This window comes from Pseudoflavonifractor phocaeensis (assembly GCF_016901955.1).
Taxonomy (GTDB): domain Bacteria; phylum Bacillota; class Clostridia; order Oscillospirales; family Oscillospiraceae; genus Flavonifractor; species Flavonifractor phocaeensis_A.
The window spans coordinates 1-8983 of sequence record NZ_JACJLC010000102.1; the positions used below are offsets into that span (position 1 = coordinate 1).

Here is an 8983-nt window from a genome sequence, read left to right on the forward strand (position 1 = left end):
TCCTCAAGCCTATTCTAACAAATTACGACTTGCTGCGTTAGAGACACCTGTGTTTCATTTTCCTTTGGTGCCTTGAAGCGCAGCGGAAAGGAATGGTCATAATTATGAATATCCTTGTTACCGGTGGCGCCGGCTATATCGGCAGCCATACCACTGTGGAATTGCTGAATGCAGGCCACAAAGTCATCATTGCTGACAATCTGTATAATGCACACTACACGGCTGTGAGCAATATCGCAAAAATTACTGGTAAGACCCCTGCGTTCTACCAGATCAACTGTGCATGCAGGAATCAGCTTCGCCATGTATTTACAGAACAGAAGATCGATGCAGTTATTCATTTTGCAGCCTACAAAGCAGTGGGCGAAAGTGTCAAGAAGCCTCTGGAGTACTACCGCAATAACCTGGACAGCACCATGACGCTGCTGGAAGTGATGGAAGAGTTTGGCTGCAAAAGTTTAGTATTCTCTTCCTCTGCCACAGTCTACGGTCCCAATAACCCCCATCCCTATAAGGAAGAGATGCCTGCCATTCAGTCCTCCTCGCCCTATGGCTGGACTAAGGTTATGAATGAGCGGATTCTGACCGACTACTGCACTGCACACCCTGATTTCAGCGCAGTTCTGCTTCGCTATTTCAACCCCATCGGTGCCCATGAATCCGGCCTGATTGGTGATGATCCCAATGGCATTCCCAACAACCTGATGCCTTACATCGGCCGTGTAGCAGCTGGTAAGCTGGAAAAGCTGACCATCTTCGGTGGTGACTATGATACCCCCGACGGCACCTGCCAGCGTGATTATCTGCATGTTGTGGACCTGGCAGTCGGTCACCTGAAGGCGCTGGAATATGCTGCAGAGCATAAGGGTGTCGAGGCTATCAACCTGGGTACCGGCAACGGTGTTTCTGTTCTGGAGCTGGTGAATGCATTCCAGAAGGTCAATGGCATGAAGCTGCCTTACGTAATCGGTCCCCGCCGTGACGGTGATCTGCCTGCATTCTGGGCAGATGCAAGCAAAGCCAAGGAGCTTCTGGGATGGGAAGCAACCCACACTGTTGAAGATATGTGCCGCAGTTCCTGGCAGTTTGCCAAGAATGCGTCCATATAAATTACCCCTTTCCATTCTTAAACGGGTATCCCGGATCTGCTTCGATCCGGGATATTCGTTTTTTCGTAAATACCATTTTGTGTATGGATCGAAGAACATTGTTCATTCACAAATGAAGTATATTTCGCTATAATAAAGCCATAATATGCCAAAGGAAACTGTCGATTTTGTCATTGATGTATGCCGTGAATATCCAGAAGTGTTAAACGTCCTGTGCGGTGTCAACAGTGCATATTGTGAGCGTGGAACGGTTAGTCAGGATTTCTTTGACCTGACCAGTATTTATTACCACCGCTTACAATGGGTAGACGATTTTAAGGAAGTAAAAGACCAGATATTAAAATTTGCACCCACAGTTCCGGAAGAAAAAACGTATGAGTATTATGATATGTTTCGGGAACGGCTTAAAGGAAAAGTAGAGCCGACCACAAGCGGCCACGGTTCTATCGATCTGATTGTACCGGGCTGCCATAAGGCATCTGGCCTCAAACGACTTGTGGAACGGTGGGGCATCACTCCTGAACAATGTGCCGCCTTTGGAGATGGCGGCAATGATATTGAAATGCTGCGCTATTGTTCTCACAGTTACGCTATGGACAATGCGCCACAAAATGTAAAAGATGCGGCAAAGTACGTCTGCCCTTCCAATGAAGAAGATGGTGTGCTTGTTACATTAGAGAAATTGTTTGATTAAATTACTTCGATAGAAAAGAGTAAGGCCCTCCCCGACATGGGGAGGGCTGCTCTGCTTTTATGCTGCAATCTCCGGGATTTCCCCGACAAAGTTATAAGCAATCCTGACTTCTTGCATCTTCTGGCCGTCCACTTTTTTGACTTCGACGATAAGGAGCTATATTCCTATGCAATTACCATCTCGGGTTATATGAATTCCTTTCCCAATTTTTGATATGTAAGGCCGTGGGAAGTCTGGGCGCCCCGGTTTTCGGACTGATTATAGGAGTCAATGGTCTCCTTTCCCAGAAGCTCGGATATTTCTTTGAGCGTGGACTTCTCCTTGCCTCCCAAAAACAAGGTGCTGTCGCAGTTACCCACAATGGTATCCGCCGCGTCCTTGTAGATGGTCTTTAACTGGCTCTGCGACTGTAAAATAATCGAAGCCGATATTTCACGGCTCCGGATGGTAGCGATCAGCTTGTCGAAGTTCGGTATCTGGCCGATGTTCGCGAACTCATCCAGGATGAGCCGCACATGGACGGGCAGCCGCCCGCCGTAGAAGTCATCGGCCTTGTCGCAGAGAAGGTTGAATAATTGTGAATACATCAGGGCGGCCACAAAGTTGAAGGTGCTGTCCGTATCGGAAATGATAACGAACAGCGCCGTTTTGCTGTCGCCCAGGGTGTCAAGTTCCAGTTCGTCCGTCTCCATCAGGTCCCGGAGCTCTTTTATGTCAAATGGGGCTAACCTGGCCCCGCAGGAAATCAGTATGGATTTTAAGGTTTTGCCCGAAACGAGTTGTCAAGGACTTTTTAATCAAATTCACAAAAAAGCTACAATTTTGCGGTTTTACTGGCTCTGAATTTTACCAGTTCTCGTTGATTTTTTCGCTCGTTCTGTGTATAATAAGAGTAGGGAAATCCCTACTTTCCATATTTCAGAAAGGTGGTGCAAAATCATGTTAGCAAATGCGTTTGTGGACAATGCCAAAGTCATGGCAAAAGGGCAAATCACAATCCCAAAGGATGTCCGTGATGTGCTTGGTGTGTCAAGTGGTGATCGGGTCACTTTCATCGTTGAGGGAAACACTGTCCGCATTGTCAATTCTGCTGTTTACGCTATGCAGATGCTTCAGCAAGAAATGGCCGGAGAAGCAGAACGCACCGGCCTGACCTCGGAAGATGATGTTATGGCGCTCGTCAAGGAATTGAGAAATGAGGACGAAAAAGGATGAGAGTTCTGATTGATACCAATGTCCTTATTTCTGCCGCATTGAGTGCAAACGGAACGCCTTATCAAGCGTATGTGAAAGCGGCCTCTTACCCGAATCACGGCTTGATTTGCGAGCAGAATGTGGACGAAATGAAGCGGATATTCAACAAGAAATTCCCAAACCGGCTGGCGGCGCTGGACAAATTTCTTTCTGTTGCTTTGCTTACTCTGGAATTGGTTCCCGTCCCGACAGAGGAAGATATGACCGAAACACAAATCAGAGATGTCAATGACCGCCCTATTTTGCGGGCAGCCATTGAAGCGAAAGCCGATGTGTTGCTGACCGGCGATAAGGATTTCTTAGAGTCCGGCGTGAAAAATCCGGCAATTATGACACCGGCAGAGTTTTTGAATACCTAACTGACACAAAGACAGCGGGCCGAGAGTGAAAAGCTCCCAGCCCGCTGTGCTTACATCTGCTGTATCTCGTTTTTGAGCATACGCTTGATTTTGTCGCTCATGGTTTCAGTGCTGGTATCGCTGAAATGGACGCGCACCTTGTAGGTGGTCTTGCCGATTTTCTTTACCAGCGCGGGGGCGTCCTCCGGCGCTCTGGCCGGGGTGGTGTCTGCGGTCTGCATGGTACGGGTTTCTTCGCTCATGGCGCTCCTTTCTCCGGGCGGGGCTGCGCCGTCCGGCAAAACAATCAGTCGCTTTTACGGTTCACAAGGTCTTTGGCCGCCTGCCTGGTGGCCCCGGCGTTTTCTTCCCGGAAATTTTTCCCGGCAAAGAGGATCGGGGCGCACCGTTCCAGGATACGGTCATAGATACGGGCGTGGGCCAGGTCGGGCGGGTTCTTGAGTTCGGCCAGCTTCAGATTGGTGGTGATTATCATGGGCCTGCGGCTGCGGTAGCGGCTGTCAATGACGAAAAACATCTGCTCCATCGCATACTCGGTACTGCGCTCCACACCCAAATCGTCAATGATAAGCAGGTCGTACTCGTCAAAGCTGGCGATAAACTCGGCCCTATCCTCGGAAAACATCCCGGTCAGGCGGTTCAGGATGGTGGGAAAGTTTGTCATCAGCACCGGCACATCCCGGTCAAGCAGCGCGTTGGCGATACAACCGGCAAAAAAGGACTTGCCGGTTCCCACATCCCCAAACAGCAGCAGGCCGGTGTTGTTTTTATAAGCCTCTTTCCAGTTCTCCACATAGGCGCGGGCCTTTTCCATCAGGGGATTTTGGCCGTTGTCGTTGGCAAAGGTGTAGTCGTACAGATAGCGGTCTTGCAGGCCCTGGGCCTTCCGGCGCTTGATACGCTCCATGCGGCGCTGCCGTTCCTCGGCGGCCTTGCGCTATTCCTCAGCCTCCCGCTGGCACTGGCAGATACAGCGGGGCATGAAGTAGCCGGGTTTCCCAAAGCATGGCACAACGGTCTGCCTCTGGCCGCCGCACTTTTTGCAGTGAATGAGGCCGTCTGCCGGGTCTATGTACTCGTCCCCGGCCAGCTCCACACCGGCGGCTGCCTTGTCGATCAGCGCCCGGATTTCTGCGGTAATCTCAATCATACGGTTTCATCCTCCTTTACGCTGTAATCCCGGTTGCGGGTGGGCGTGGCTGCCTTTTTCGCGTCCTCACCGGCCCAGCGCCGGATGGTGGCGGCATGGCTCTGATAGGATTTGATACCTCCGTATTTGATAAATCTGTTATTGATCCATAGTTACTTGATTCTTTCGTATTTAATTGTGCGGGGTTTCCCTGTTCAGGTTTTTCCTGTGCAGGGTTCTCCAAGACAGGATTTTCCTGAACTGGATTTTCCCGTCCAGGTTTTTCCCGTTCAGGCTGGGACGTTCTGGGCTGCTCCAGGATGGTGTACTCAATCGCCCCCAGCTGCCCGTTGGCGTTCCGGACACGCTCCCGGATCACATAGCCCTGTTCCTCCAGCTCCCGCACCCCGGCGCAGATACTGTCCACGCCGTCTTTGCAGATACGGGCAAGGCCCTTTGTGGTATAGTCCCATCCCTCCGGCAGGGAGAGCATGAGGGACAAAAGCCCTTTTGCTTTCAGGGACAGCGCCGTGTTCCGCAGATGGTGGTTTGACATGACCGTGTAATCACGGGTCTTTTCGATACGGAAAACCGCCATGCCGTTTACCTCCTTCCTCATGGATTGAAAAAGTGTTGATTTTCGTGGAAAATGCCCTCTGTCATCCGCCTCCCCGTCCATCAGGGGAAAGAATATGGGCGGCTTTCATACCGCCGCCCACAGAAGGAAAAACAGGGGATTTTCCACCCCTTTTGATACATTTTTTAAGCCCTACAGCTCACGGTCGCGCCGGTCATAGAACAGATCGCCCCCGCGTACCTTCGCATGGTTCCTGATTTTGATAAATCCCTTCTCCTGGTTCTCCAGGGCTTTGCCATAACCGGCTTCGGTCAGGAACAGGCGCATTTTTTCTCCCTTCCATCCCATCGGGGAGTCATTGGAGAGGACGTCAAAGACGATCATGTGCCGGGTGTCCGGGTCAAAACGTTCCAGGGCCATGATATCGTGTCCGGCCAGCTTCTGCGCCCCGGACTTCTGCCTGGCCTCCGCCAGCATTTCCCCGATGGTCTGGGGCTTTCCCGGCAGACGGTAATTTGCCTGGACCTCCCGGATCAAATCCATGCACTCCTTGTTTGACAGGGAGCGCAGCTTCGCCATGAGGCTTTCCGCCGTATCCCTGGTAGCCTGGTTCCTTGACAGGCGCCAGGTCATGTAAATTTCATTCAGGACAGCGTTCGGGTCTGTACTCTCGATCTGGTACGCCATCCTCATTTCCGCTTCGTTCAGCTTCATCTATCCGGCTCCTTTCCAAAAATGGGCACAAAAAAACGCCACAGGTTTTTGGCCTATGGCGTCAGCGTGGAGCAACAGAAAAGGGATACCATTGATGAAAACGGTATCCCTGCCCTGTAAACTTATTCAGTTTTAATTGCCGCATTGCCTGTTGCTGTCCACAAAGCCTTGATTTTACTGGTTTCTTGCTACCATCCTTATCAAAGCCTTGTATTTACAGGGGTTTCCGGTGTTTTCACTGTCGGCACAAGTCTTTTTGAATTTTTTCTGTCAAAGCAGACTTTTCAAAAAAGTGTGATCACTCTGGTAATATTTTGTAAGTACAAACCGTGTTGACTCTGTATGGAAGCCATTTCTGAGGATGTCAAAAGCAGAGCAAAAACATCAACTATTCAGAAAGTTTGTGCTATTAATAGCATAAACTTGATCTTATTCTGTTTTTATGCTACACTTTAACCAGAGGTGATACGATGCTGAAAAGCGGACGTGAACTGCGCCGCCGTGACCTTTATTTGAATCGGCTGATCGCGTTTCAGGACACCGAGCCAGTCAAGATCATCACGGGCATCCGGCGCTGCGGAAAATCCAGCCTGATGAAACTGATGGTCCTTCATCTGCGTCAGAACGGAGTGACCGATGACCAGATCATCGAGATGAATTTTGAATCCATGGACTTCCGCCGAATGACTACGGAGGAGCTGTACCGGTATGTAAAGGAGCGGTTGCCGGAGAAAAAGCGCGCCTATCTGTTCTTTGACGAGATCCAGCGCATTGACCAGTGGCAGGATGCGGTGAATTCCTTCCGGGTGGATTTCGACTGCGACATCTATGTGACCGGTTCCAACGCCTATCTTCTGTCCTCCGAGTATGCAACCTACCTGGCTGGACGGAGCGTTGAAATTAAGGTGCTCCCCCTCTCGTTCCGGGAGTTTCTGGACTTCCATGGCTATGTGGTCAGGGAAAGCAAACACCCCGCCGGAGGAGTGCGGAAGCGGATCTATGATACCGATGGTGAAAGCTATGAGCCGCAAGAGTTGCTTGATGCCTATCTGCGCTTTGGCGGAATGCCGGGCATCGCGGATGTGGGACTGGATACCGACAAGGCTCTGACCCTGCTGGACGGGATCTATTCCACGGTGGTGGTGCGGGATATTTTGGAACGGGAGCGCCGCCGTGGCCAACGGCAGATCACAGACCCAGATCTGCTGCGGAAGATCATCATGTTCCTGGCCGACAATATCGGCAACAGCACCTCCATCACATCCATCAGTAATACACTCGTAAACGAAAAACTGCTGGATCAAAGCCGCAGGGGAAATCCCTCTGTGCACACCATTCAGGCCTATGTAGGCGCACTGCTGGAGTCTTATATCTTTTATGAGATCAAGCGCTTCGATATCAAGGGCAAGGAGTATCTGCGCACCCTGGGCAAATATTATATTGTGGACATCGGTCTGCGCAACTATCTGCTGGGGTTCCGGGATATGGATACCGGACACATTCTCGAGAACATTGTTTACTTTGAATTGCTTCGCCGGGGATACGATGTGTCTATCGGCAAGGTGGACAACAAGGAAGTGGATTTTATCGCTGCCAACGCGGAGGAGAAGCGGTATATCCAGGTGACCGAGTCCATGAATGATCCAACCACCCGCCAGCGGGAATTGACTCCACTGCGCATGATCCGGGACAACTACGAGAAAATTGTGATTGCCGGAAACTGCGATCACCTTATTACGGAAGACGGTATCAAAATCATTCGGCTGACAGACTTTCTTTTGGATTCCTGACGGGAGTACCCAGACGCAAACGGTTAAGCTATCCGTCCTGGGGCAGCGTATTCAATCTGGTAAGGAAAAGGATGTGGCTGCAGTGGAAAGTCATTATTTACCGGTCAAGATATTAAACCGGACATATGCAGATAAATTGATGACGGGCCAAGTCTTTATGCGCCGGATAAGGGAGTTCGGTTGTTGGAATAACTTTGTAAGTGCGGACGGCAGCTCAGATCAGGGTCTTCAGGATGGAATGCGTTCGGATGATTACGAGGGGACGTGCTATATGGCTCAAGAGGGCGCGCATGATCCCTTTGGTTTTTCGGAAAGATTGCCGGACAACTTGAAGGAGACTGTTTTGAATGTTGCCATGGTTCATGAGCGTCAGCTATGCACAAAGCTTTTTTGTATGACAAAACTGGAATTTGATAAAGCAAATCATTCATTTTCCAGATAAACAGTAGATTGGCTGTTTTCGGTAAAATGAAAATGTAGCAAATGGTACTCAAAAAGTGAGCACCCCAATGGCAAATAAAAAGAGCCATTGTCAGCACCTGAAATAAACGCTACCCTTTAGGTGGGATAACCATAAGGGGATAGCAGAAAGGTGTTACGAATGGCTCAAATCAAGTATATCAAAGACCTCTCTACGAAAATGAAGAGGCAAGTTTGCGGGAAATATGGGACCTGTTGACAAAGTTCCCCCAAAACTCCAACCCTATGGTATAATTGAAATAAGGGGGGGATGTAAGGATGATGGGACGGCAAAGCGGTCAAATGAGCATGTTGATACTGGACATAGAGGAATTGATCCCAGGAAATCATTTGCTCCGGCAAATCAATCAGCTGGTTTCATTTGATTTTATCTATGACCTTGCAGCACCGTATTATCCTGCGAATGGCCGTCCATCTGTCGATCCTGTCAGTATGTTTAAAATGCTGCTGGTGGGATACCTATACGGTATCAAGTCAGAGCGTCGGCTTGTCCAAGAGGTCCAGTTAAATATTGCGTATCGCTGGTTTTGCGGTTTCGAGCTCGGAGAGAAGATACCAGATCATTCTACGTTCAGCAAAACAAGAGTTCGTAAATGGAATGAAAGCGGCTTTTTCCAGAAGGCTTTCCTTGAAATTGTTCGCCGCTGCATAGAGCAGAAGCTGATAGATGGCAAAGAAATGGCCTCGGATGGCAGCTATATCCCCGCTGAAGTCTCCCGCAACAGCTGGATTGACGTAGAGGTAGAAGTCGAGCAGAGTATGCTGAGCTACCCGGCTGGTGAGAAAGTTGTCTTTCACAAATCGCACCAGACGCTCTACCTTGCCCTTAGTGAAGGGATGGCGGGGTTTGCAGAGCTTTGTCTCAAAACCAAGGTTT

Annotated in this window: 10 protein-coding genes and 3 pseudogenes; 7 read left to right on the top strand and 6 right to left on the bottom strand. The window is 49.9% G+C overall.

What is annotated here, in order from left to right:
* Positions 1 to 104 precede the first annotated feature (104 nt).
* Both galE and H6B51_RS15035 read left to right on the top strand, forming a co-directional pair.
* Positions 105 to 1109: a UDP-glucose 4-epimerase GalE gene (gene galE / locus H6B51_RS15030; protein WP_204884462.1), complete on the top strand. Its 1005-nt coding sequence runs from the start codon at positions 105 to 107 to the stop codon at positions 1107 to 1109.
* A gap of 145 nt (positions 1110 to 1254) precedes the next feature.
* Entirely contained in the window at positions 1255 to 1803 is a 549-nt protein-coding gene (locus H6B51_RS15035) for a Cof-type HAD-IIB family hydrolase (RefSeq protein WP_243421348.1), read from the top strand.
* 57 nt (positions 1804 to 1860) lie between these two features.
* On the opposite strand, the gene H6B51_RS15040 is transcribed toward H6B51_RS15035, so the two are convergent.
* Positions 1861 to 1953, bottom strand: coding sequence for a DUF4368 domain-containing protein (locus H6B51_RS15040; RefSeq protein ID WP_204884468.1), 93 nt, complete (start codon positions 1951 to 1953; stop codon positions 1861 to 1863).
* A gap of 38 nt (positions 1954 to 1991) precedes the next feature.
* Positions 1992 to 2585, bottom strand: a pseudogene (locus H6B51_RS15045) (VirD4-like conjugal transfer protein, CD1115 family); the annotation flags it as partial.
* A 157-nt stretch (positions 2586 to 2742) separates the two neighbouring features.
* Here H6B51_RS15045 and H6B51_RS15050 point away from each other — a divergent pair.
* Together H6B51_RS15050 and H6B51_RS15055 are read left to right on the top strand one after the other, a co-directional pair.
* The gene (locus H6B51_RS15050; protein ID WP_089700816.1) at positions 2743 to 3018 is read left to right on the top strand and encodes an AbrB/MazE/SpoVT family DNA-binding domain-containing protein; all 276 of its coding nucleotides are present in this window, start codon (positions 2743 to 2745) and stop codon (positions 3016 to 3018) included.
* The gene (locus H6B51_RS15055; RefSeq protein ID WP_204884463.1) at positions 3015 to 3416 is read left to right on the top strand and encodes a putative toxin-antitoxin system toxin component, PIN family; all 402 of its coding nucleotides are present in this window, start codon (positions 3015 to 3017) and stop codon (positions 3414 to 3416) included. The genes H6B51_RS15050 and H6B51_RS15055 overlap by 4 nt, the downstream gene beginning before the upstream one ends.
* A 50-nt stretch (positions 3417 to 3466) precedes the next feature.
* Here H6B51_RS15055 and H6B51_RS15060 read toward each other — a convergent pair whose 3' ends face one another.
* The 4 genes and pseudogenes from H6B51_RS15060 to H6B51_RS18630 form a co-directional block, all read right to left on the bottom strand.
* Positions 3467 to 3637 (bottom strand): transposon-encoded TnpW family protein, encoded by a 171-nt coding sequence (locus H6B51_RS15060; protein WP_431835086.1) that lies wholly within the window; start codon positions 3635 to 3637, stop codon positions 3467 to 3469.
* Positions 3638 to 3702: 65 nt separating this feature from the next.
* Positions 3703 to 4566 (bottom strand): annotated as a pseudogene (locus H6B51_RS15065) (ATP-binding protein).
* A pseudogene (locus tag H6B51_RS15070) lies at positions 4563 to 4679 on the bottom strand (phage replisome organizer N-terminal domain-containing protein); the annotation flags it as partial. The pseudogenes H6B51_RS15065 and H6B51_RS15070, both read right to left, overlap by 4 nt.
* Before the next feature lie 635 nt (positions 4680 to 5314).
* A complete protein-coding gene (locus H6B51_RS18630) occupies positions 5315 to 5599 on the bottom strand; it encodes a DUF5720 family protein (protein WP_470382166.1) in 285 nt (94 codons plus the stop codon).
* A gap of 707 nt (positions 5600 to 6306) precedes the next feature.
* On the opposite strand from H6B51_RS18630, the gene H6B51_RS15080 reads away from it, so the two are divergent.
* The 3 genes from H6B51_RS15080 to H6B51_RS18505 form a co-directional block, all read left to right on the top strand.
* Entirely contained in the window at positions 6307 to 7626 is a 1320-nt protein-coding gene (locus H6B51_RS15080) for an ATP-binding protein (protein WP_204884465.1), read from the top strand.
* Between the two features lie 73 nt (positions 7627 to 7699).
* On the top strand, positions 7700 to 8068 hold the full coding sequence (locus H6B51_RS15085; RefSeq protein WP_204884466.1) for a hypothetical protein: 369 nt from the start codon (positions 7700 to 7702) through the stop codon (positions 8066 to 8068).
* 296 nt (positions 8069 to 8364) lie between these two features.
* Positions 8365 to 8983 (top strand): transposase (locus tag H6B51_RS18505; RefSeq protein WP_204884467.1); only part of this gene is annotated, 619 nt, incomplete at its 3' end.